This is a genomic window from Sphingobium boeckii, from assembly GCF_014199215.1.
In the GTDB taxonomy this organism is placed as follows: domain Bacteria; phylum Pseudomonadota; class Alphaproteobacteria; order Sphingomonadales; family Sphingomonadaceae; genus Sphingobium_A; species Sphingobium_A boeckii.
This window is the reverse complement of the sequence record NZ_JACIJC010000003.1, coordinates 224780-249001: the sequence shown is the minus strand read 5'-3', so window position 1 is coordinate 249001 and position 24222 is coordinate 224780. Positions and strand designations below refer to the sequence as shown.

Genomic DNA, 24222 nt, shown 5'->3' with positions numbered 1-24222 from the left:
AGATGACGATGGTTGCGGATATGACGGGCAAGGCGGCGGTGGTCACGGGCGCGGCCTCGGGGCTTGGGCGCGGCACCGCGCTGGCGCTGGCGCGTGTGGGCGCAGCATTGTGCCTGGTCGATGTGAATGCCGAGGGTCTCGAAGAGACGGCAGTGCAGGTGCGCGCTTTGGGGCGCGAGGCGATCGTCTATGCAGCCGATCTGTCTCAACCCGAAAAATGTGCGGGTGCGATCGCGGCGGCCGTTGAAGCCTTCGGGCATCTCGACGCGCTGTGCAACGTGGCCGGCCTGATCATCTTCGCCAATTCTGCCGACATGCCGGTCACGGATTGGGACAAGACGCTCGCGGTCAATCTCAGCGCGCCCTTTCATCTCAGCAAGGCGGCGATCCCGCATCTGCTCGCGCGCGAGGGCGCGATCGTCAACGTCACATCGTCTGCGGCCTTCATCGGCGAAGCCTATGCCGCGGCCTATTGCGCCACCAAGGCGGGCCTGAACGCCATGACCAAGGCGATGGCGATGGAATATATGAAGCAGCCGATCCGCATCAACGCCGTCGCGCCGGGGGGCATGATGACCAATATCGCGGCCGATCTGCGAATGCCCGAAGGCGTCGATTACGAATTGATCAAACGCTTCACGGGGATGCGCGGGCTGGTCGAGGTCGAGGACGTCGCGGAAATGATCGCCTATCTCGCGTCCGACGCTGGCAGGGGCTTCCATGGCGCTTGCGTCACGATGGACCGTGGGATCACCGCAGGATGACACAGGATCACGAGACGGTTGTCGGTTTTGTCGGTCTGGGCAGCCAGGGCGGGGCGATGGCGCGGCGGATCGTCGATGCCGGCTTCCCGCTCCTGCTCTGGGCGCGGCGGCCCGAGGCGCTGGAAGCCTATGCGGATACGGCTGCAGAGACGGTCTCCGATCTCGCCGCCATGGGCAGCCGGGCCGATCATGTCGGCATTTGCGTGGTCGACGATGCGGGCACGCGTGAGGTGGTGACCGCGCTGCTCGCGACGATGCGGCCGGGCAGCCGCATCGCGATCCATTCGACCGTCCATCCCGACACCTGCATCGCGCTGGCCGCTCAGGCTCAGGCCGGGGGCGTCGATCTGATCGATGCGCCGGTGAGCGGCGGCGGGCAGGGCGCTGCAGACGGGACATTGACCGTGATGGTGGGCGGCGAAACCCAGGCGGTCGCCGCCGCCCGGCCCGTGTTCGAAACCTTTGCCCGCCTGATCGCGCATCTGGGCGGCGTCGGTGCGGGGCAATTGGCGAAGCTGGTCAACAATGCGCTGATGGCCGCCAATATGGCCCTGGCGGATGCAGCGCTGAGCGCGGGCGCATCGCTCGGCCTCGAAAAGGCCGCGCTGATCGATCTCGTCAAGGCCAGCAGCGGACGCAGCTTCGGCTTTGAAGTCCGCGCGCGCCTGCCGGATATCGCGTTGTTCGGGCATGGCGCAAAGCTGCTCGCCAAGGATGTGGGGCTGCTCAAAACCCTGCTGTCCGACGAAGCGGGCTTCGCCATTCTCGATGGCGTTGCCGAACCATTTCTTGATCGCATCGCGCGCGCACAGCCCCAGGGGGAATGACTATGAGCTTTTCAATCGACCAGTTTCGCATCGACGACAAGGTGGCCATCGTCACCGGTGCCGGAGGCCGCGGCAACAGCATCGGCCGCGCCTATGCGCTCGGACTGGCGGGTGCCGGCGCAGCGGTGGTGGTCGCCGACATCAATGGCGACGGCGCACAGGCGGTGGCGGACGAGATTTTGGCCAGTGGCGGCAAGGCGATCGCGGTGACGGTCGACATCACGGACAAGGCCTCCGCCGATGCCATGGTCGCAAGCGCTGTCGCGGCTTTCGGCGGCGTCGATATCCTCGTCAACAATGCGGCGCTGATGGCCGAATTGGGCGCGCTCGCCGCGGCCGATATCGCGCTCGACGAGTGGAACCGGATCATGAACGTCAACGTGACCGGATCTTTGCTCTGCGCGCAGGCCGTCATCCCAGAACTGCGCAAGCGCGGCGGCGGGCGGATCATCAATCAGGTTTCGGGCGGTGCGTTTCCTGCCGCGTCCATCTATGGCGTCAGCAAGCTTGCCCTGCTGGGCCTGACCACCACGCTGGCCAAGCAATTGGGCCGCGAAGGCATCGCCGTCAACGCGATCGCGCCCGGCAACGTCACCAGCGATGCCGGCAAATTGCTGACCCCCGACGAATCGCCATTCATCAAATTTCTCGAAATGAACGTCGCGATGCGCGTGCGCGGCACGCCTGACGAACTGGTGGGCACGTTGCTGCTATTGTGCTCGCAGGCGGGCGCATGGATCACGGGGCAGGTGTTCCACGTCGACGGCGGCTGGGTGATCAGACCCTGACCCGGCCACCGGACGCATTGAATTTGCGCCGGCGGTCGCCGATAGCGGCGGCGGACACGAACTGACGTGCGGCAGTGACGGCGCAAAGGGTGATCATGGCGAAAAGCAAGCATCCGGATGAGCCCGACACCCAGCGCCTCGTCAGCGCCACGGCGGAGCGGCTGCGTGAGTTGATCCTGTCCGAGGCTCCTGACGAACGGATCGGCGCGCTGCCCGATCTCGCCAGATCGCTGGGCGTCGGGACTGCAACCGTGCAGCAAGCCGCGCGCGTGCTGGAGCATGAAGGGCTGCTTCATGTCCGCCGCGGCCCAGGAGGCGGCTATTTTGGCCGGCGTCCCGATGCGGCGGCGCTTGAGCGTTCGATGGCGGCCTATCTGCGCGGCCGGCATTCGGATCATTATGAAGCGCTCGAAATGATGACCCTGCTTGATTGCGAGATCATGCCTGCTGCGGCCTCATGCCGGAATGACACGCTGTTCGAGGAGCTGGCCGTGCTCGAAATGCGGATCGATCAATGCGTGACCAGCGAGGATTCGGTTGCGCTGGAGGATGATCTGCACGCCATATTGTTCAAAATGGTCGATCGTCCGCTGATGGAGTTGCTCGCGGGCGTGGCCATGCGCTTCTATCGCAGCGCCCCCATTCCCCGGATCTTCGAAGGCGAGGAGGGGCTGCACGCCTGGCGGCGATGGCGTCATCATATCATTGGCGCGATCATCGACAAAGATCCGGACCGTGCCCGCTTCGAGGCGGAGCGACACCGCCGCGAATTGCTGCGCCGGGTGGCCCGGTGAACGTGCGTCAAATTGGTATGACCAAAAATGCCTGACTTGACAGGCCAAATTGGTCAGGCAAAGAAGAGGGCGTTTCGGGACGCGCGGACACGCCGCGCCGTGCTCCGATCGGGATAGAGGATGCCATGAAGATACAAGCCGCCAGGGTTATCGTCACTTGTCCCGGACGGAATTTCGTCACGCTCAAGATCGAGACCGATCAGGGTGTTTACGGCATTGGCGATGCAACGCTGAACGGGCGCGAACTGTCGGTCGTCAGCTATCTGGAAGATCATGTGCTGCCGTGCCTGATCGGCATGGATCCCCGCCGGATCGAGGATATCTGGCAATATCTCTATCGTGGTGCCTATTGGCGGCGCGGCCCCGTGACGATGCGGGCGATCGCCGCGGTCGATGTGGCCTTGTGGGATATCAAGGCCAAGATGGCCGGGATGCCGCTTTACGATCTGCTGGGCGGCCGCAGCCGTGATGGCGTGATGGTCTATGGCCACGCCAATGGCTCCGATATCGAGGAGACGGTGGACGCGGTCGGCCAGTATATCGATCTGGGATATAAGGCGATACGCGCGCAGGCCGGGGTTCCTGGCATCAAGGATGCCTATGGCGTGGGCCGCGGCAAGCTTTTCTACGAGCCCGCCGATGCGGCGCTGCCCAGCGTCACCGGCTGGGACACGCGCAAGGCGCTGAATTTCGTGCCCAAATTATTCGAAAAGCTGCGCGATACCTACGGGTTCGATCATCATCTGCTGCACGATGGGCATCACCGTTATACGCCGCAGGAAGCGGCCAATCTGGGCAAGATGCTGGAGCCGTATCAATTATTCTGGCTGGAAGATGCGACGCCTGCGGAAAATCAGGAGGCGTTCAAGCTCATCCGCCAGCATACCGTGACTCCGCTGGCGGTGGGCGAGATTTTCAACACGATCTGGGATGCCAAGGATCTCATCCAGAATCAGTTGATCGACTATATCCGCTGCACCATCGTCGGCGCAGGCGGGGTGACGCATCTCCGCCGGATCGCCGATTTCGCGGCGCTCTATCAAATCCGCACCGGCTGCCATGGGGCGACCGATCTCTCGCCCGTCACCATGGGCACCGCGCTGCACTTTGACACCTGGGTGCCGAATTTCGGCATTCAGGAATATATGCGGCATACGCCGGAGACGGATGCGGTTTTCCCGCATGATTACCGCTTCGAAAAGGGTATGCTCTATGTGGGCGACACGCCCGGACATGGCGTCGATATCGATGAGGCCGAAGCCGCGAAATATCCGTATAAGCCGGCTTATCTTCCGGTCGCGCGGCTCGAAGATGGAACCATGTGGAATTGGTGATGCGCCGGCCGCTTGAACGCAAAAACCGGGTATAACAGGAGAGACGAATGAGGATGCGCGCTACGGCAAGGCTTGGGCTGCTTTCAGCGGGCTTGTTCCTCGCACCTTCGGCGTCGGCGCAATCGCCGGCGTGGATGGATCGTTCGCTCTCCCCCGAACAGCGCACCAAATTGCTGATCGAGGCGATGACGCTGGACGAGAAGTTTCAGCAGATGGTGGGTGCGCCCGGCATCGTGCCCGAACTGCCGCAATGCTATGGCGGTCGCCATGTGCCCGGATTGACCCGGCTCCAGATTCCGACGCTGCGGATCACCAATGGCCCCGTGGGCGTGGGGCAGAATGATTGCGTGCCCTTGCCCAAGCCCGGCCAGCCGGATCTCACCGCCAGCGAATCCATGATGAGCCAGCTTTCCGCCAAAGCCACGGCCCTGCCTTCGGCGATCGGCGTGGCAGCGTCCTTCGATCGGAATGTCGCATCCACATTCGGTGATCTTCTGGGACGCGAATCCCTCAGCATGGCGCTGCAGGTGATGGAGAGCCCGGGTCTCAACATGGCGCGCGTGCCACAGGCCGGCCGCAATTTCGAATATTTCGGGGAAGATCCCTTCCTCACCGGCACGATGGGCGTGGCGCAAATCCGCGCCATCCAAAAGCATGGCGTGATCGCGATGCCCAAGCATATCGTGGCCAATGATCAGGAAACCGATCGCAAGACGGTCAACGTGATCATCGACGATCGCGTGCTGCACCAGATTTACCTGCTCCCCTTCGAAATGGCGGTCAAGGACGGGGATGTCGCGTCGGTGATGTGCTCCTACAATAGCGTCAACGGCAGCCAGATGTGCGAGAACAAGCATATCCTGACCGACATTTTGAGAGGCCAATGGGGCTTCAAGGGCTATGTCCAGTCGGATTTCTTCGCCGTTCAGAGCCTGAAGGCGCTGCGCGCGGGCATGGATCACGAAATGCCTGGCCTTCGCATGACGGTGCCCGGCTATCTGACCTGGTTTACCCCCGAGGGCTTCAAGCCGGCGCTGGCCGAGGGGGAGATCACCGCCGCCGATATCGATCTGGCGCTGACACGCCGTTATCTGCAGATGTTCCGGCTCGGCATTTTCGACCGGCCCGTGGCGCAAACGCCGCTGGACATAGCCGGCGGCGGCGCGGCGGCGCGTCGGATCGGTGAGCAGACCGCGGTTCTGCTCAAGAATGAAGGCGCGCTTCTGCCGCTGGACGCCAAGACGGTGCGGACGATCGCGGTCATCGGCAAAGGCGATTTCGTTTCCAAATCGGTGGTGGGCGGTGGTGGCAGTTCGCAGGTGATCCCTTATTATACGGTGTCGCCGATGGAGGGATTGCAAAAGACGCTCGCCGAACTGGGATCATCGGCCAAGGTGATGCTGACGGTCGTTGCCGACGATAACAGCAATCTCGCCGCTGCGGTGGAAGCCGCGCGGACGGCGGATGTCACGATCGTGATGGCGGGTGCGCTGGCCGAGGAGGGGAAAGATCTTCCCGATCTCAATCTGCCGCATGGTCAGGATGCCATGATCGCCGCGATCGCCGCTGCCAATCCCCGCACGGCGCTGGTGCTGAAAGACAATGCGTCGGTCCTGATGCCCTGGATCGACAAGGTTCCAGCGGTGATGGAGGCCTGGTATCCCGGTCAGGAGGACGGCAATATCGTCGCTCGCCTTTTGCTTGGCCTGGCCAATCCGTCGGGAAAGACGCCGGTCACCTATCCTGTCGCGGCGGCGGATCTGCCCGCCAACGCGCCTGAGCGGTTTCCCGGCGTACCCGACGGGAAGATGCGCAAGGTGGAATATTCCGAAGGGCTTGAGATGGGCTATCGCTGGTTCGACGCCAAGGCGATCAAGCCGCTGTTTCCATTCGGATATGGCAAATCCTATACCGATTTCGCGCTGTCCGGCTTCAAGGTCTCCCGCGCGTCTGCAGACAAGAAGCAGATCAAGGTCAAATTCAAGATCCGCAACACCGGCAAGGTGGCCGGTGCCGAGGTGGCCCAGCTTTATCTGGCATTTCCAAAGGGCAGCGGGGAACCCCCCAAGCGCCTCGTCGGCTTCGAAAAGCTGTGGTTGCAGCCCGGGCAGAAGAAGCAGGTGGAAATCATATTGGACCCCGCGGCCTCCAATCATCCGTTCGGCATCTTCGATTCCGCCCGCCAGTCATGGGTGACGCCGGGCGGTGCCTATACGTTGATGCTCGGAACATCGTCCGCCGATATCGCCTTTTCCAAGACGGTTGAAATCACCGGAAGCCAGTCTGCGGCCGTTCAGTAGAAAGTCAGCCAGGATCGGCATAACGCGATATGGCGAGCCACGATCACGCGCTCGCGCGCTATGAAGGACGGATCGATGCGTAAGATCATATTGGGCCTAGCCGCTTTGCTCATGGGGCTGTCATCCAGCCCGGCTCTGGCGATGGACGCATTTGAAGAGGCGCGGCAGAGCATCGTTGCGGGGGATCTGGAAAGCGCGCTGCTTGGAATCACCATGGGTGCCTTTTCGGTGAACATGCAGGATGAGGATGGCCTCACCCTCCTTCATTATGCCGCGCAGAAGGGTTCGCTGGGTGCGGTGCAAGCGCTTCTGGACCGGGGTGCCGATCCGGCCATCCGCGCCAAAAGCGGCAGCACACCGGCGGATATGACGACCGTGCCAGAGGTGCGGGCCGTGCTCAGCGCTGCCATCGCGGCCCAATAATGCGCTATCCCTTTCCTCCACGATGCGATCGGTCTTGACATAGGCGGGCTTCTAGGGAGTAAGTCTTGCCGACTGGTTGGTTGGTAGAGCCCGTTTGAGGTTCGATGGAGAGGCCTATGACCCTGAATCACACGACAGACATGGATGATGCGCGGCGTTCACCAAGGCCGTTGCGGCGCACGAAGATCGCGGCGGGGATGACGATCGCTTTGGCGATGGCCACCAGCAGCGCCGCCCAGCAAAATGGGCCGGTGGCAAAGCCGATGCAATCCGTGACCAATCTGGGGGGGCTGTGCACCGCGGAAGCGGTTCAGGCTGTCGCCTCGACGCTGTCCACCGGCGTCACCGTGAAGAAGATCGAAAACGGCCCGTTCCAGAGCGCGACCAAATTCGTTGAGGCCAAGGGCGTGACGCCGGCTTATTGTCAGGTCACGGGGAGCTTCGTGACCAATCCCAAGACCGGGAAGACCGCCAATTTCCTGGCGACTTTTCCCGCCGATTGGAATGGCAAATATCTGCAGTCGGGATGCAGCGGGCATTGCGGGCAATTCTATGTCAGCAATCCAGGCCTGCCGCCGATCACCGTTACCTCGCAGGGCTATCCCGAGCAGATCATCGACAAGGGCTATGCCCATTTCGCTACGGATGAGGGCCATGTGGGTATGGACGGCGGCAAATGGGCCGTCCGCAAGGATGGGACGGTAGACCAGGATTTCATCGACGATTTCCTGTATCGCGCCGATCTGGTGCTGGCCGATATGGGCAAGGCCTTTACCAAGGGCTTTTACGGCCGGGCGAACGGGGCACCTGCCAAGCTGACGCGCTCCTATTTCAACGGCTGTTCCGGCGGCGGGCGTGATGCGCTGGTGGCCTCATCCTATTTCCCGGAGAAGTTCGACGGCATCATTGCCGGCTCTGCCTATAATATCCTGGGCGTCGCCATGCACTCGTCAGGGATCGGCGTGCTGGCCAGCCAGCCCCCCAAGGGCATCGTATCCGCAGCCCAGCTTTCTTATCTGGACGGCATCGTGAAATCGCAATGCGACGGACTGGATGGGGTGAAGGACGGGGTCATCCAGAATCCGGCGGCCTGCAATTTCCGCCCCGAGCGCGATCTGCCGAAGTGCGACGGCGATACGCCGGGCGGCCAGTGCTTCACGAAGGCACAGGTCAATATGCTCAGCACGATCCTGACGGGGGTCACGGATGAAAAGGGCAATGTGCTGCAGCCGGGCTATTCCGTGAGCGAACTCCAGGTCGGCGGCGGCCCCGGTCTGGCGGGCCTGGGAGACGCGGTGCAGAAGATCTTTGTGCACCGCAATGATCCCGGCTTCGCCATCGCCTCCAACTATACCTTCAAGGACGGTGGCCCCGGCCAGGTCACGGGCTATCGCGCGGTCTTCCCTGCGGCCGAAGCCGAGCGCATCAAATCCGCTATCCGCCAAGGCATGGGCCATCTTCCGGAAAACACCGGCCGGTTGATGAAGAGCAAGACCAAGCTGCTGATGTGGCACAATTGGAGCGACGAGGCGCTGACGCCTTACAATTCCATCAATTATTACAAGCGTATGGCCAAAGACCATGGCGGCTATGCGAAAGTGCAGAAAAAAGCCCGCCTGTTCATGATCCCGGCAACATCCCATTGCAGCATCAGCGGCATCGGCCCCAACAGCTTCGATGCTCTGTCGACGATGGAAAATTGGGTTGAAAAGGGCCAGGCACCCGATGCTCTGAAAGCCAACGTCGCCGCGCGCCAGTTCACGCCGGGTGCCAAGCCCGCCGCCGCACTGCAATTTCCGAACTGGACGCAAACGCTCTGCAAATTCCCCGAAATGGCGCGCTACAGCGGCCAGGGGGACGTGAAGGACGCGTCGAACTGGAGCTGTTCCGCCAAGGACAAAAGGTTGCTGACGGTGGGTGAAACCGGGCGGCAGGCGGGCGTGCTGGACTGACGCACCCGATGGAAAATCCCAAGGCCATCGGCGTGACGGCCTTGGGACATTCACCGTCATAGTTAATAAGGACGGCGGCCCGGCGGATCAGTCCGTTACGCCGGCCTGCCGTCCACTTTGGCCGATCTGCAGCATCGATGTGTCCCCCGCCTTGCAGGCCCAATTGGCAGCGTCCTTCACGTCGCCTGCGCCCTTGTAGCGCGCCATTTCGGGGAATTTGCACAGCGGCATCGTGCGGATCGCGGGCTTGGACCAATCGACCTTGCCCATCGTGACGATGGTGGTCTTCGGATCATTCTGGCGTGCCAGCAAAGCGTTTGGCGCGGCACCATGCTCCACCCAGGATTCCAGTGCGCCCATCGCATCGAAATTGGCCGGCCCCACACCCGCCATGCCGCAATGCGCCGTGCCGGGCAGGGTGAACAGGCGCGCCGTGCGCTGGACGCGCGAATAGCCGCCATGCAGCGCCGCCAGTCGCTTGTAGAAGTTGATCGACATATAGGGCGTCAGCACCTGATCGCTCAGATTATGGTACAGGATCAGCTTGGTGCGCGAACGCATCAGGCCGCCCATATCGGCAGCGCGCGGGCTGCCTCTGCCGAGCACGGAGCGGGCAAGCGCCACCTCGCTTTGCGGAACGATCGTGTGAAAGCCATCCATGCCCGATCGGCCGCCCGTGCCATATGAGAAGATCGATCGCAGGCGGAACGCGGGGTCGTTGCGGTGCGCCAGCGTCGCCAGCACCCCTTCGGCCAGCCCCCAATATCCCGATCCCGCATCTCCCGGCGTCCAGGGCACGGGATTGCCCAGATCGGCAGGCCGCTTCGTAGGGCTGAAATCGGCCGCCGGCTCGCTCACCGAATAACCCGGCTGCACCATTGCGCCCTTTTCGTCGACCGCAGCGGAGAGCAGTGCGCTCACGCTCTGTGTCTGCGCCTTGGTGAAGCATTGCCCGGCATTGCTGCCGTCGCATAGCGGCAGATCGCGTTCCGGCTTAAAGTCGCACGCGGCGGGATTCTGGATCAGTCCATCGGAAAGCCCATCGAGCGCGTCGCACTGCTGCGTCACGGTCTTGCCGACGAGCGCCATCAAGGGCGCGCTGACGGCGGCGTCGCTGGAACGCAGCGTGGCGACGGCCGCGCCGCCCACCTGAAATCCGATGTCGGCAAAGCTGATGGCGGGCGAACCGGCGATGATCCCGTCAAATTCCTCCGGAAAACGCGATGCGGCGACCAGCGCTTCACGCCCGCCTTGCGAGCAGCCGTTGAAATAGGATCGGGTGATCTTGGGCGGGGCACCACTGGCCTGCGCGTAAAAAGCCCTGGTGAATTCCTTGCCCATCCGCGCCATCACCTGATCGGCACGGTAGTTGAAATCGATCAATCCCTCTTCGTCGATTTTCCCCGGCCCCTTGATCGCCCAATCCATGCTGAGCGCGCCGCCCGTGGCGATATGGCCGAGATCGTTGCCGAAAGTGGCATAACCCTTCTCAAGAATCTGGCCGGGATAGCCCTGGGCGGTGATGGTGATGGGCGGCGCGGCCGGATTGTTCATCAGCAAGACGCCACACGAACCCGAACAGCCGAGCTGGAGATATTTGCCATTCCAGTTGACGGGCAGGGTGGCGAGGAAATTGGCAGTTTTCCCCGTCGCCGGATTGGTCACATAGCTGCCGGTGATCTGGCAATACGCCGGAAGTCTGTCGGTCGCCGCAATGAGCTTCGTGCCTCCGGTCAGCTTCGGACCGTTTGGAATCTCCCTTATGGTGACTTTGGTGGAGAGCGTGGCGGCGACGGCCTCGATCGCTTCGGGACGGCACAATTGCGCGATATCCATCGGGGCTGCGCTGGTTGCGAGCCGTTCAGCGGTGGTTCCGGCAGCACAACCCGTCAGTGCGGCAAAAGCGAAGGACGCGCCCCCCAAAAGCCGGGTGCGGCGTTCGGCGCGGGGGGCGGCCGGGGTCGATGTCATCATCTCCAAACTTCCTTTTTTAATCGTGTCGCAAATGCGGTTCAGTCGGGGGCGGGCGGGCACCCGGCAGCATGGCTTCCGAAGCCTCGCGCCAAGTGGCGAGCAGATCGAACGTCCGCGCCGCGCGCAACCATTGCTGCGCCAGCCCGGTCATCAACGCATGGAGCATCCGGGCGGTCAGCGCAGGGCGGGGGGACGTCGGCGTCAGCAAGGTGGCGTAAACCTGGAGCGCCACAGCCTCCCTGTCTCGAAATCGTGCGTGCGCGGGATGATCCGGATCGATCGCTTCGCCCTGAAGCACCAGCGCAAATCGGCCGATGTCCGGGCAATCGATAAAGCGGGTGATGATCGTATCGAGCAATGTCATGAGCGCGGCGCGCTTGGCCGCCGCGTCGCCCGCCATGCCCGCGGTGACGATCGGTGCCAGCAAGGCGGTGTCCCGGCGCTCAAGCTCGTCGAGCAATTCTGCGAGCATGTCATCCTTGGATGCGAAATAATGCAGCCAGCCGGCCTTGGTGAGGTTGCAGCTTTCGGCCAGCATCTGCACCGTCATGCCGTAATAGCCGCGCGCGCCGACAAGCCGGATGGCGGCTCCGACGATCTCGGCGCGCCGCACGTCATAATCCTTGCGAATCCGCGTTCCGCGTTTTTTATGTATGCTATCCACCATATGGTAGATAGCGCATGACGACGCCCGCAGCAATATCAGGCAGAAGGCGCGGGCACCTCGATAGTCGCGGCCTATTCCCTGGAGTAAATCTGTTCCAGCGCCAGCGCGGCCGCGCCTTTCCAGCGCCAGTCATCGGGCGGCACTTCGGATTGAAACGACGTTCGTTCGAGAACCACCGGCACGGCGTTGATTTCCAGCGCGCGGTGGAAGGAAGGCTCAAGCAGCGCGGCTAGCCCCTGAACCGATGTTTGGATGATGACATGGCCCGGATCATTGGCGTTGATCTGATTGGCCAGCGCAACGCCCAGATGGCGGCCGGCCTCCTGAAAAATCTCGATCGTGGCGGAATCGCCTTCGCTCGCCATACGCATCACGCGCTGGAACGTGGCGCTCAACTGCTCCATATTTTCGCTGCGCGGATCCCACCGCCCCACTTTTTCCAGAATACCGCTCATGGAACTATAGGCCGTGACGCATCCTTTGCCGCCGCAAAAACACGCTCGCGCGTCTGCGCCAAAGTCAGTTTTGACATGACCGAATTCGCTGATGCCGCTTGTGGTCATGCGTGGCGCGTCATTGACATAATGAGCAGCGCCCACGCCGAAACCGATATGCAGCAGCATGAAGCTCGGCGGCATCGGTCCATCGGAAAACCAGTAACGCGCGCGCGCCAGGGCTTCCAGATCGCTTTCGATGGTCACGGGCACGTTCAAGCGCTGCTGAATGATCGCCGCGACAGGGCTGTTGCCGCGTGGAAGCGTCGGGATCCAGCGGACAAGACCATTGCGGCTATCGACAGCGCCGGGCAGCGCGATCGCGATCCGGGCGATCTGATGCGCGTCGAAAGGGCTGTCGCCGATGATGGTTTCCAGAATGGACATCAGCTCAAGGATCAGGGAATCGATGGTATCGTGCACGGCGACCGGCTTGGAAGATCCGTATAGAAATTCGCCGGCCAGATTGACGAACGTCGCTTCGAAAGCGCCCTGCCAGGTGAGGCTGGCCGCAATGATCAGAGCGCCATCGGCCTGGATTTCGAGGAGCACCCTTGGCCGACCGCGGCCCCGGCTGCGGCCCGGCCGGTCGTCGGGCGTTTCGCAAACCAGGCCCTTGGCCAGAAGATCGGCGCTCACCTCACCAATTGTCGGCGTTGATAGACCCGTTCGTTCCGCGATTTCGACGCGCGAGATCGGGCCGTTACGATGTATCGCACGCACGATTTGTTGACGATTAAGCGAGGTGGGCGGGCGGCGCATGGGAATCTGATAGCCCGAAACATCGCCATCCGTCCAACCACGCCCGCCATTAAATTAGTCAGAGTAAATAATTGTTGACAGGAGCCGCCGTTTCCAATCCTATGGGGCGGTAAAATTGCTTTCATCGCTTTGATTTTCGTCAAGGGCGGCGCGTGAAAGCGTTCAAAATTCTCGGACAACGAGCCGGGCCTTCAGGAGGGGGATATATGACCAATTTCAAATTCCGGAATCATTTGGACATCGCTTTGCGCGGGGGCGTAGCGGGGGCTAGCCTGGCTGTCGCGCTGGCGGCGGCGGCAGTCGCTGCCCCGGCTTTCGCGCAAGACGTGTCTTCTGTGCCAGTCGCGTCGGAAGAAGATCCGGTGAGCGAGGCCGATATCGTCGTTACGGGGACGCTCATCCGCGGCCAGGCACCGACCGGCTCGGACATCACGACGGTCACCGCGGACGATATCGCGCAGCTCGGGATTGCAGAGACGTCGCAATTGCTGGGATCGCTCCCATCCGATTCCAATTTCAACAGCCGGCCCCAGGTCGGCAGCTTCGGCCAGTTTCAAACGGTTAATGCGCCGGTGCTGCGCTTCCTCGGCGGTGGTGCTTCGGGCAGCAACAGCACGCTTCTCCTCCTCAACGGGCATCGTCTGCCGGGCATGGGCGTCACGCAGACATCGGCAGACATCGATGCCATTCCGCCGGGCGCGCTCCAGCGCGTCGATCTGGTGCCCGATGGCGGTTCCGCGACCTATGGCGCGGACGCGGTGGGCGGCGTTGTGAACCTCATCACCCGCAAACGGTATGACGGCCTCGAAGTGGGCGGTCATTACGGCCAGGCGGATGATTATACGCAATGGGACGTCAGTGCCACGGGCGGCAAGACGTGGGACAATGGCTCCCTATGGGCCACCTACAATTATGCCCATCATGATATCATTCGGAACAGCGATCGTGATTTCGTCCAGAATCTGGATTACACGACCACGCCGCCCACGGGCAATTCGCTCAATTGCAGCCCCGGCAATTACCAGGCCGGCGGCCTTGTGTTTACCAATACGCCGCCATTCTTCGCTTTTCTGCCGATCACGAATTATCCGATCGTCAACGGCGTCCCGGTGGCTGGCCCCGCCAACAAATGCGACATTACCCGCGGCACGACTTTCTTCCCGGCCGCGAGCCGGCACTCTGCGATGGCCGGGCTCAATGTCGATCTGTCGGATGCGATCACCTTCGACGTCACGGCCTTCTATACCAATCGCAAATCCACCAATGATGCCGGGCCAACCACGTATAATTTGGCCGCTACCTATCCGGGGCTGCCGAGCGGGACAGCCTATGGTGATCTCAGTCCGACGTTCGGCCCGAACAATTATGGCCGCACGGCGCTTGAGACATGGGGCGTCACGCCGCAGATTACCGCGAAGCTGGGAGGCGATTGGCAAGCCGTCGCCTTCTACAATTATGGCGAGGGCTATTCCAGTTTCTCCAGCGCAGCGATCGATCAGAGCGCGTTGCAGGCGCAAGCCAATAGCGGCGCTTTCAATCCCTTCACCGGGCTGTTTGCGACGACCGCAGCCGGGCAGGCCGCACTAGCCTACCAATCCAATTTCCGGAGCCTGAGCACGGGTCGGGACGAGATCAGCAACGGGCGCGTGGTTGTGGACGGCCCCTTATTCGCGCTTCCGGGCGGGGACGTGCGTGTTGCCGTTGGCGGCGAAATCCTGCGCGAGCAGTTTTCCCAGCGCAACGGCAGCGCGCTCAACACCAATTTGGGATCCATTCTGACTTATACCGACGCGCGCACCGTGAAGTCGGCCTTTGGCGAACTGTCCGTGCCGCTTTTCAGCGAGGATAACAGCGCGCCCGGGTTCCATTCGCTCATCCTTTCGGCGGCGGGTCGCTACGATCATTATAGCGATTTCGGCGGCACGTCTAATCCCAAGTTCGGCATCACCTGGAAGCCGACAAGCTGGTGGACGCTGCGCGGCAACTGGGGCAAATCCTATCAGGCGCCGTCACTGGCATCCAAGGCGGAGACCATCCCCACCGCTCTCCAGGTGTTTCCCGCCAACACCTTCGGCGCGCCGGGCGATACGGCCGGCAAGTTCATTCTGCTGCTGTATCCAGGCGGCGGCATCAATCTGAAGCCCCAAAAGGCAACGACCTGGCAGATCGGCACTGATTTCAAACCCGAATTCGTGCCCGGCCTGTCGGCCAGCCTGACCTATTACAATATCGACTTCAAGGACCGGATCTCCTTCCCGTCATTCTTCAATCCGTCCTTTTATTCGCTTTATCCAGACAGCTATATCCTGAACACGGCGGCCAATCCGCTGACGGCGGCCCAGATTCAGGATTATGTCAGCTCGGTATCCCCGACGCTGCTCGCGGCTGCCAATCTGGACACCTATCTTGCTGACCCCAGCAAGGTCTACGCCCTGGAAAATGGCCTGTCGCAAAACCTGGCGCGAGCAAAGACCAGCGGGCTGGATTTCAGCGTCGATTATCAGCGTCCTACCGCCTTCGGCTCGGTTTTTGCCGGGGTCGCTGGAACGTATATCCTGACGTATAAATCCCAATCGACCCCCACGAGCACATTCCAGGGACTGGATGCCAATCAGGTTATCCGCTGGCGCACGTCGGCGACGCTTGGAGGCACTGCAGGTGATTTCCTGGGCAAGGTGACATGGAACCGGACCGGCGGCTTCGAAGTCCCGCCGAGGGCGGCCAATCTCAACCAGTCCAGCATTGGGGATTTCAACATCTTCAACCTGGCCTTTCAATATACGCCGAAGGTCGGCGGCCTATTGGAAGATCTGTCGTTCACGCTGAATGTGGATAATGTGTTCGATCAGGATCCGCCGCAGTTCAACGGCAGCAACGGTTCGGGCGCGGGCTATTTTGGCTTCACGCTGGGGCGTTATGTCCAGCTCGGAATCAGCAAGAAGTTCTAAGGTTCGATATTCCTCCCTCGGCGAGGCGGTGCATCTGCATTGCCTCGCCGTCTTTTTTCTCATTGCCATGAGGTCCGCCTGTGCACAGCCGTAACCAGATACGTATCGGGATCGCCGCCATGGCCCTGGTTATCCCCTTATCGGCGTTTGCGCAGGGCGATGGCCCAAGCACATTGGCGGCATCCGAGAAGCGCGCGGCTGAAACGGTTTCGCGCATGGAAGATGCCGAAAAGACGGTGCTGACCAAAACCATGCTGGCCGTGCCGCTCATGGGCGGAAGTGTGCCGGAAGGCGGGGTTGCCGGTGCCGGCTTCGCACCCGCCATTCCGCGTCTGGGCATTCCCGCGCTCAAGGAAACGGACGCCAGCCTTGGCGTCGCCTATCTGATGGGGTTGCGGAACGACGGCGGCGCGACCGCGCTGCCCTCCGGCGTGGCGATGGGGTCCACCTGGAATCCCGAATTGCTTTATCGCGCCGGCGCGATGATCGGATCGGAAGCCAGGGCCAAGGGCTTCAACGTGATGCTCGCGGGCGGCGTCAATCTGATGCGCGATCCGCGCAATGGACGGACCTTCGAATATCTGTCCGAAGATCCCCTGCAATCCGGCATTCTCGTGGGCGCTTCGATCGCGGGGATCCAATCCAATCACATCATCTCCACGATCAAGCATTTCGCGCTGAACGGTCAGGAAACCGGTCGTTTCTCGGTGGATGTGCGCGTGTCCGAAGCGGCCGCGCGCGAGAGCGACTTGCTCGCGTTCCAGATCGGGATCGAACGCGGCCAGCCGGGTTCCGTGATGTGCGCTTACAATAAGGTGCTTGGCCACAAGGCGTGCGACAATGATTGGTTGCTCAACACGGTCCTGAAAAAGGACTGGCGCTATAAGGGCTATGTGATGTCCGATTGGGGCGCGGTTCCCGGTCTCTCGACCGCGCTGAACGGCCTCGATCAGCAGTCCGGCGCGCAGATCGACAAGGCCGTGTATTTCGGGGACATGCTGGCCAAGGCCGCAAAATCGGATCCGGCCTATGCGGTCCGGCTGGATGATATGAACAAGCGCATCCTGACGGCGATCTACGCCAATGGACTCGATAAATATCCGGCGACCCCCGGCGGAGCGATCGACCGAAAGGCCAATGCCGACATCGCGGAAGAAGTCGCGCGGCAGGGCGTCGTGCTGTTGCGCAATCGCGGCGGCGCGCTGCCGCTGGCGGCCGGGGTCAAGCGTGTCGCCATAATTGGCGGCTATGCGGATCGCGGCGTGCTTTCAGGCGCGGGATCGTCGCAAGTGCATGGCGACAAAGGCCCGGAAGTGATCGTTCCCAAGCAGGGCGGCGGGCCGGTCGGCGATTTCATTTCAGAGCAATATCATGAGTCCTCGCCGCTCAAGGCGTTGCGCGCCAAACTGCCCAACGCAACGATCGCCTATAGCGAAGGGCGCTATATTTCCGAGGCCGTCACCCAGGCCAAATTGGCCGATGTCGCGATCGTCTTTGCAACGCAATGGGCGAGCGAGGGCTTCGACCAGCCCGATCTTTCGCTGCCCAGCGGGCAAGATGCGCTGATCGCGGCTGTTGCCGAAGCCAATCCCAATACCATCGTCGTGCTGGAAACCGGCGGGCCGGTGATGATGCCCTGGCTCGACAAGACCGCGGCGGTGCTTGCAGCCTGGTATCCCGGCGCACGCGGTGGCGAGGCGATCGCCTCAATCCTCATCGGCGAAACCAATCCTTCGGGACGGCTGCCCCTCACCTTTCCCGCCAGCCTCGATCAATTGCCCCGTCCGGTTATCGACGGTGCCAGCGAAGTGGCTGAAAGTTTCGACGTGATGGCCGCGCAGGACAGCAAACTCTCCACCAATTACGATGTGGAAGGCTCCGATCTGGGCTATCGCTGGAACGCGCGGCGTGGGCAGAAGGCGCTATTTCCGTTCGGCTTCGGCCTCAGCTACGCCAGCTTTGCCACGGGCGATCTGAAGGTCAACGCAACCTCGGCCAGTTTCACCGTGCGCAACACCGGAAAGCGCGCTGGCGCGACGGTCGGTCAGGTCTATCTCGTGTCGCGCAATGGCGAGATCAAGCAGCGCCTGGTCGGCTTCCAGCGGGTTTCGCTTGAGGCGGGTGCGCAGCAGAAGGTTTCCGTCGCGATCGATCCGCGTCTGCTGGCCGACTGGCGCGACGGCGGCTGGAGCATCGCTGCGGACGACTATGCCTTCGCTCTGGGCGACGATGCTGAGACTTTGGGCAAGCCGGTGACCGTGCGGATGAAGGCCAAGCATTGGAAGGACTGATCCTTCGACCGTCGTCCGCTCCCACGCAGGCTGGAAGCGCGACGCCAGACCAATGGAGCGCAAGATGACGTTTTTCCGGATCACGACAGGCACATCAGTGGCGGCGCTTCTCTGCGCGCTGTCATCCGGTGGTCCGCTTTCGTCAAGCGCACAGGCTGCCCCGGCGCGGCCCATGCCGGCTATGGCCGCCGATGCCTGTGCGAAGCTGGCGGGCCGGAAGCTGGACATGGTCAAGATCATCAGTGCGCGAACCCAGCCCGCGGGTGTGCCGATCGAAGCATCCGGCGGGGGTGCTGCAGCAGGGATGCCGGCCGTGCCGGGCGTGCCGCAATTCTGCCGCGTCATCGGACAGATCATTCCAGAAGCCGGATCGAGCATCGGCTTTGAAGTCTGGATGCCGAGCCAGGGATGGGATGGACGATTCCACGGGGCCGGCATGGGCGGATTCGCCGGTTCGATCGATTATATGGCGCTCACCATGGCGGTGAAGGCGGGGGAGGCTGGAGTCGCGACCGATACGGGCCATCAGGGCACGATGATGGATACGGCTTGGGCCAAGGGCAGTCCGCAGCGGGTGCGGGATTATGGCTGGCGCGGGGTCCACCAGTCGACGGTGGCGGCCAAGAAACTGGTCAAGGCGTTTTACGGCAGCGGCCCCAAGCATTCCTATTTTGTCGGCTGCTCTGGCGGGGGGCGTCAGGGGCTGATGGAGGCTGCACGCTTTCCGGAGGATTATGACGGCATCGTGGCCGGCGCCCCGGCCGCGCGGTGGACCGATCTGGCATTCGCCATGATCAACACGGTGAAGGCGCAAAGCGCGCCGGGAGCCGCTATCCGTCCGGAGCAGGCCAAGCTGATCCAGAGCGAGGTGCTGGCGCAATGCGATGCCGCAGACGGCCAGCCCGATGGGCTGGTGGACGATCCGCGTCAATGCAGGTTCGATGTTTCGAAGCTCGCGTGCGGCACATCGCCCTCGGCGCAATGCCTGGCATCGCCGCAGATCGACGCCCTCAAACAAATCTACGCCGGCCCGCGCGATGCCGCGGGACACCCCTTGGCAGCGGGATATCTGCCGGGCGGCTCCGAAGTGGGCTTTCCCGTGCCGGTGTTCGGATGGGAGAGCTATATTCTGAATGGCCCCGATGGCCGATCGGGCAATCAGAAGCATATGGCCGGATTGCTGGGCGATCTGGTGCAGCGGCCTTTCGCGACGCCCGAAACCTTCGATTTCAACACGGATCCCGCGCGGTTGAGAGCGGCCTTGTCGGGCGATCTCGATACCCCGCCCAACCTGCGCCGCTATTTCGCCCGCGGCGGCAAACTCATCCTGTGGCACGGCTGGGCGGATGCAGCGATTCCGCCCGAGGCGACGATCCAGTATCGCGATGCGGTGCTGCGCGAATCCGGGGCTGCGGCGAAAGATTCGATGAGCCTGTTCATGGTGCCGGGTGTGCAGCATTGCATGGGTGGCACGGGCGCGGGTTCCTTCGGTCAGCTTCATCCGCCCCAGGCTGACGACACGCCGCAGCGCCATATCGTCGCAGCGTTGCAGCAATGGGTCGAAAAGGGCGCGGCACCCCAAGCGCTTGTCGGATCGCGCGGATTTGGCGGGCTGATGGGTATGCCGTTGAGCAAGCCGGACCGCCAGCGCCTGCTTTGCGCCTTTCCCAAGCGCAGCGTTCTGCAGCCCGGTGGCGACCCCGATCAGGCCGCCAGCTATGTCTGCCGTTGAAATTCGCCATCTTTGAAAGGGACATGACATGATAACCCGAATGCTGATCCTCTCGGCACTTGTTCTCACTCCGGTCCCTGTCGTCGCGCAATCGAGCGCTGCGCCGGCTGTGGATCCTGCGGAAGCCTATGCGCGTTCGGTGCCGCTGCCGAAGATCATTCCGGCTCCCGCCGATCCCGGTGCGATCCCGCTTTATGGCAACGGCACGCCGGGCAAGGCATCCACCGAGATTTGGACGCAGGACGGCGAGAATGTCATCGTGCGCAACGTCACCAGGCCGACATTGACCCCGGTGCTGCCGGATCCGGCCAAAGCCACGGGGGCGGCCGTCATCATCGCGCCCGGCGGCGGCTTCACGGCGCTCTCGATGGAGACCGAGGGCTTTCAGGTGGCGCGTGCGCTGGCGAGCCGTGGCATCGCCGCGTTCGTCCTCAAATACCGTCTGGTGGCCACCCCGGTCGATGAATATGAGTCCCGACTGTTCTCGATCCGGCGGCTGATGGCCGCGCTGGCCGCTCCCGCCTCGGGCGGGGAAGCGCTCCGCAATCGGGAATCGATGGAGGATGGACTGGCGGCGCTCAAGCTGGTTCGGAGCCAGGCGGCAAAGTGGGGACTGGATCCCGCCCGCGTGGGCATGATGGGCTTTTCGGCCGGTGCGATGACGTCGCTCGCCACGGGGCTCGCGCCTGATCCGGCGACGCGACCCGCGTTCATCGGATTTATATATGGGCCGCAAGTCGCCGTTTCGGTGCCTGCCGATGCACCGCCCTTGTTCAACGCCATCGCGCTGGATGATGAGATCTTCCGGTCCAACGGCTTCGCCATGGTCGAGGGCTGGCAACAAGCAAAACGCCCCGTGGAGCTTCATGCTTATGGCCGCGGTGGCCACGGCTTCGGCCTCGGCAAAGCCGGGACAACGCCGGCCTTGCTGATCGAGGAGTTCGTCGCCTGGCTTTCGATGCAAGGCTTTCTGAGCGCGCCTGCCGCGAAATGATCCCGGGTCGTTCATGAACTGCCCACACCGCCGCCTTTTGAAGGAAAGAATGCTATGAAGCCGGGCCGCATATTATTGGGCATATTGGCAGGGCTGTCGCTGCAGGCCGCATCCGCACGCGCACAGCGGGACCTTCCCTATCTGGAACCGCGCGGGGAGGCGGTGCAACTGATCGTGGATGGCGCGCCCTATCTCGCGCTCGCAGGGGAATTGCACAATTCCAGCCCCTCGAGCCCGGCCTATATGGCACCGATCTGGGATCGGCTGGCGAAAAATAACGTCAAGACGGTGATCGGTGCCGCAAGCTGGGAATTGGTCGAGCCCGAAGAGGGCCGTTATGATTTCACCGCGGTAGACGATCAGATCAAGCAGGCGCGGGCGCGGGGCATCCGCCTGGTGATGATCTGGTTCGGTGCCTATAAGAATGCGGAATCGAAATATGCGCCCTCCTGGGTGCGACGGGATGAGACCCGTTTTCCGCGGGCGGCGCGCACCGGTTCAAACGCGATGGGCGCTTTCTTCACCACGATGCTCAGCGCCTTTAACGATCGGCTGGCAGAGGCCGATGCCCGCGCCTTTGCAGCGCTGATGCGGCACATCAAGAAGGTCGATCGGGATCAGACGATCATCATGATGCAGGTGGAGAATGAGGTCGGCTTGCTGGGGGACAGTCGCGATCGCTCTGCGCAAGCCAATGCGGCCTGGAGCCAGCAGGTGCCGGCCGAATTGATGGCCTACCTGCGCACGCACCGCAATATGCTGAAACCATCGTTGGTGGAATTATGGGGCCGGCAGGGATTTCGCGAGACCGGAAGCTGGGCGGAGGTCTTCGGATCGGATCCGCTGGCGGAGGAGGTGTTCATGGCATGGGGCTTCGGCCGTTATGTGGACCGCGTCGCGAAGGCCGGCGCTGCGGAATATGCGCTGCCGATGTTTGCCAATGCGTGGCTCGGCCCGCAGCCGGGCGCACTGGTGCCCGGCCAATATCCCAGCGGCGGCCCCGTCGCGCGGATGATGGATGTTTGGAAGGCGGCCGCGCCGTCGCTGGCCCTGCTCGCGCCCGACATCTATGTGAAAGAGTTTGATGAGACGCTGGCGCTTTATCGCCGCGCCGACAATCCGATCTTCGTTCCGGAAGCCAAGCTGGACGCCGGCAATCTGTTCATCGCGCTGGGCAAGCACGCTGCCATCGGCTTTTCGCCCTTCGGCATCGAAGATGCGCCCGATGGGCATGATGTGTTCAACGCCTATCGCACGCTGAACGGCATGACCGGGCCGATCGCACGCGCGCAGGCCGAGGGCCGGATCCGCGGTTTCAAGCTGCCCGTGGGCGGCAAATGGGAAGAGCGGCTTGGCGGCTATGATATCAGCATCACCGGGCCTGGCAGCACGCTGGGCGCGTTTGGCGCGGGGACCGGGGCGGAGGCCGTGAAGACCAGCGGTTATGGCCTGATCATCCAGCAAAGCGACGATGAATATCTCGTCGTGGGCCGCGGCATCGCCATCAAATTCGCTGCGCCTGATCGTGAAGTCGAGATCGATTCCGCGCAGGAAGGCACATTCGAAAATGGCCGGTGGATCGCAGGCCGCACGCTGAATGGCGATGAGCGCTACGCCCTGTTTCCCACGGATGATCTGCGGATCGTTAGGATGAAATTGTTGCGCCGCAGATTGTAACGCGGTCGCGTCCGTTTCATACCGTGCGCATAAGCTGTCTAACCGGATCATGACCGAGCGAGAGAATGTCCATGCCTGATACCCTGTCTACAGACTATGCCATTCGCCAGCTTCATGCGCGTTTTGTCGATGCGGTGTGGCGCAAGGATGCGAACAGCTTCGCGCATTGCTTCGCCGAGGCTGGCACTTGGAAGATCGCCGGTATGCAGATCGGCGGGCGCACCGAGATCGAAACGCAATTTGTGCGGCTTCTCGGCGCTTGCGAGCGCGTTCAGCTCATCCTCGGCCCACCGCTGCTCGATCTGGGAGAGGGCACAGCCACCGGCAGAATTCAGGTGACGGAATTGGCGAAGATGGCGGATGGCAGTTCAGCCATGACATTGGGGGTCTATTTCGATCGTTATATCGAAGAAGGCGGGCAATGGTATTTCGCCTGGCGGCATTGGGCGCTGCATTATCGGGGGCCGACCGATCTGTCCGCGGCGTTCGTCGAATGCCCTGATTATGGTCCGCCGCCGCACCTGCCCGACGCCGCCGCGCCGACCTTCACGCGCAGGGTAATCGCCGATTGATGCCCTGTGCTTGACTAAGAAGGCGTCCGCCTTACCGTGCTAGCCTGACCAGTCACGGTCGGGTTTTCGGTTTTAATGCGGGCGCGCGATAGGGCATTTCGAAAAATGGAAGTTGGCGTTCGATCCCAAAATGCGCGGACAGCGCAGCCGGACAGTCACAGTCGCCTTTACAAGCAGCTTGCACGCCATCTGTTCGATGACATCGTGTCCGGGAAATATGGCGTGGGGGATCGATTGCCGGCGGAGCGCGAGCTGGCTGCGGAGCATAATGTCAGCCGGCCGACTGTGCGCGAAGCGATCATCGCGCTTGAGGTTCAGGGGCTGATCGAGGTGCGCGTGGGGTCGGGTGCCTATGTCTGCGAAAAGCCCGGATATGCCGATGCTCCCGGCTTCAACGTCACGGCGTTCGAATTGATCGAAGCGCGCCGGCTGATCGAGGCGGAAGCCGCCGCGCTCGCCGCAACCCAGATCACGGATGAGGAACTGGATCAGCTCGATGCGCTGGTCAAGCAGATCGCCGCGGAAAATAGTGCCGAGGGCGGCACCGAAGAGGCAGACCGCGCTTTCCATCTTCTTATCGCGCGCGCCACGCGCAACGCCGCGATCGTGGACGTGATCGAACATCTCTGGCGGATGCGGGCCTCTTCACCGGATATCGCGCTGTTGCTGGCCAAGGCGCGCGCTGCGCAGGTCAAGCCGGTGGTTCACGAGCATGAGATCATCGCCGCCGCCCTGCGTCGCCGCAATCCCGACGAGGCTCGCGCGGCGATGCGGGTTCATCTTGCCGCGGTGCTCGATCACCTTCTCTTCGCCACCGAGGAAGCGGCCGTCGAGCAGGTGCGCAACGCGGCGCGGGACAAGCGTGAGCGTTTCGCGGCCTTGCGTGCCGGTTGACGTCTTGATCGGTCCCGCATCCATGAGCCTTGTTC

Annotated in this window: 18 protein-coding genes; 15 read left to right on the top strand and 3 right to left on the bottom strand. The window is 62.5% G+C overall.

The features are described 5' to 3' along the window. Window positions 1-8: 8 nt before the first annotated feature. From FHS49_RS09685 to FHS49_RS09650, 8 genes are all read left to right on the top strand, one after another. Window positions 9-764 carry an SDR family NAD(P)-dependent oxidoreductase gene (locus FHS49_RS09685; RefSeq protein ID WP_425502687.1) on the top strand — a complete coding sequence of 252 codons (756 nt, stop codon included), beginning with the start codon at window positions 9-11 and terminating at the stop codon, window positions 762-764. Next, window positions 761-1591, top strand: coding sequence for an NAD(P)-dependent oxidoreductase (locus FHS49_RS09680; protein ID WP_184017855.1), 831 nt, complete (start codon window positions 761-763; stop codon window positions 1589-1591). The genes FHS49_RS09685 and FHS49_RS09680 overlap by 4 nt, the downstream gene beginning before the upstream one ends. A 2-nt stretch (window positions 1592-1593) precedes the next feature. Next, window positions 1594-2379, top strand: coding sequence for an SDR family oxidoreductase (locus tag FHS49_RS09675; protein WP_184017853.1), 786 nt, complete (start codon window positions 1594-1596; stop codon window positions 2377-2379). A 95-nt stretch (window positions 2380-2474) separates the two neighbouring features. Continuing rightward, window positions 2475-3173, top strand: a complete 699-nt coding sequence (locus FHS49_RS09670) for a FadR/GntR family transcriptional regulator (protein ID WP_184017851.1) — start codon at window positions 2475-2477, stop codon at window positions 3171-3173. 125 nt (window positions 3174-3298) lie between these two features. After that, entirely contained in the window at window positions 3299-4507 is a 1209-nt protein-coding gene (gene manD, locus FHS49_RS09665) for a D-mannonate dehydratase ManD (RefSeq protein ID WP_184017849.1), read from the top strand. 47 nt (window positions 4508-4554) lie between these two features. Beyond that, window positions 4555-6807: a beta-glucosidase family protein gene (locus tag FHS49_RS09660; RefSeq protein ID WP_221240459.1), complete on the top strand. Its 2253-nt coding sequence runs from the start codon at window positions 4555-4557 to the stop codon at window positions 6805-6807. Between the two features lie 75 nt (window positions 6808-6882). After that, window positions 6883-7230 (top strand): ankyrin repeat domain-containing protein, encoded by a 348-nt coding sequence (locus FHS49_RS09655; RefSeq protein WP_184017847.1) that lies wholly within the window; start codon window positions 6883-6885, stop codon window positions 7228-7230. Between the two features lie 116 nt (window positions 7231-7346). After that, window positions 7347-9182: a tannase/feruloyl esterase family alpha/beta hydrolase gene (locus tag FHS49_RS09650; RefSeq protein ID WP_246350553.1), complete on the top strand. Its 1836-nt coding sequence runs from the start codon at window positions 7347-7349 to the stop codon at window positions 9180-9182. Window positions 9183-9269: 87 nt separating this feature from the next. Here FHS49_RS09650 and FHS49_RS09645 read toward each other — a convergent pair whose 3' ends face one another. From FHS49_RS09645 to FHS49_RS09635, 3 genes are all read right to left on the bottom strand, one after another. Continuing rightward, on the bottom strand, window positions 9270-11156 hold the full coding sequence (locus FHS49_RS09645) for a tannase/feruloyl esterase family alpha/beta hydrolase (RefSeq protein WP_246350551.1): 1887 nt from the start codon (window positions 11154-11156) through the stop codon (window positions 9270-9272). 16 nt (window positions 11157-11172) lie between these two features. Beyond that, a complete protein-coding gene (locus FHS49_RS09640) occupies window positions 11173-11769 on the bottom strand; it encodes a TetR family transcriptional regulator (protein WP_184017845.1) in 597 nt (198 codons plus the stop codon). 125 nt (window positions 11770-11894) lie between these two features. Further along, window positions 11895-13079, bottom strand: a complete 1185-nt coding sequence (locus FHS49_RS09635) for an ROK family transcriptional regulator (RefSeq protein ID WP_246350549.1) — start codon at window positions 13077-13079, stop codon at window positions 11895-11897. Window positions 13080-13285: 206 nt separating this feature from the next. On the opposite strand from FHS49_RS09635, the gene FHS49_RS09630 reads away from it, so the two are divergent. The 7 genes from FHS49_RS09630 (at window position 13286) to FHS49_RS09600 (ending at window position 24187) form a co-directional block, all read left to right on the top strand. Continuing rightward, window positions 13286-16027, top strand: coding sequence for a TonB-dependent receptor domain-containing protein (locus FHS49_RS09630; protein ID WP_184017841.1), 2742 nt, complete (start codon window positions 13286-13288; stop codon window positions 16025-16027). 119 nt (window positions 16028-16146) lie between these two features. After that, complete coding sequence (locus FHS49_RS09625) at window positions 16147-18318, top strand: beta-glucosidase family protein (RefSeq protein ID WP_184017839.1); 2172 nt, start codon at window positions 16147-16149, stop codon at window positions 18316-18318. A gap of 64 nt (window positions 18319-18382) precedes the next feature. Then, window positions 18383-20050 (top strand): tannase/feruloyl esterase family alpha/beta hydrolase, encoded by a 1668-nt coding sequence (locus FHS49_RS09620; RefSeq protein ID WP_184017837.1) that lies wholly within the window; start codon window positions 18383-18385, stop codon window positions 20048-20050. A 28-nt stretch (window positions 20051-20078) separates the two neighbouring features. Then, entirely contained in the window at window positions 20079-21044 is a 966-nt protein-coding gene (locus FHS49_RS09615) for an alpha/beta hydrolase (RefSeq protein ID WP_246350547.1), read from the top strand. A gap of 54 nt (window positions 21045-21098) precedes the next feature. After that, on the top strand, window positions 21099-22721 hold the full coding sequence (locus tag FHS49_RS09610) for a GH35 family beta-galactosidase (protein WP_246350546.1): 1623 nt from the start codon (window positions 21099-21101) through the stop codon (window positions 22719-22721). Between the two features lie 71 nt (window positions 22722-22792). Further along, window positions 22793-23293 (top strand): nuclear transport factor 2 family protein, encoded by a 501-nt coding sequence (locus FHS49_RS09605; protein ID WP_184017834.1) that lies wholly within the window; start codon window positions 22793-22795, stop codon window positions 23291-23293. A gap of 105 nt (window positions 23294-23398) precedes the next feature. Next, window positions 23399-24187 (top strand): FadR/GntR family transcriptional regulator, encoded by a 789-nt coding sequence (locus tag FHS49_RS09600; protein WP_184017832.1) that lies wholly within the window; start codon window positions 23399-23401, stop codon window positions 24185-24187. Window positions 24188-24222 lie beyond the last annotated feature (35 nt).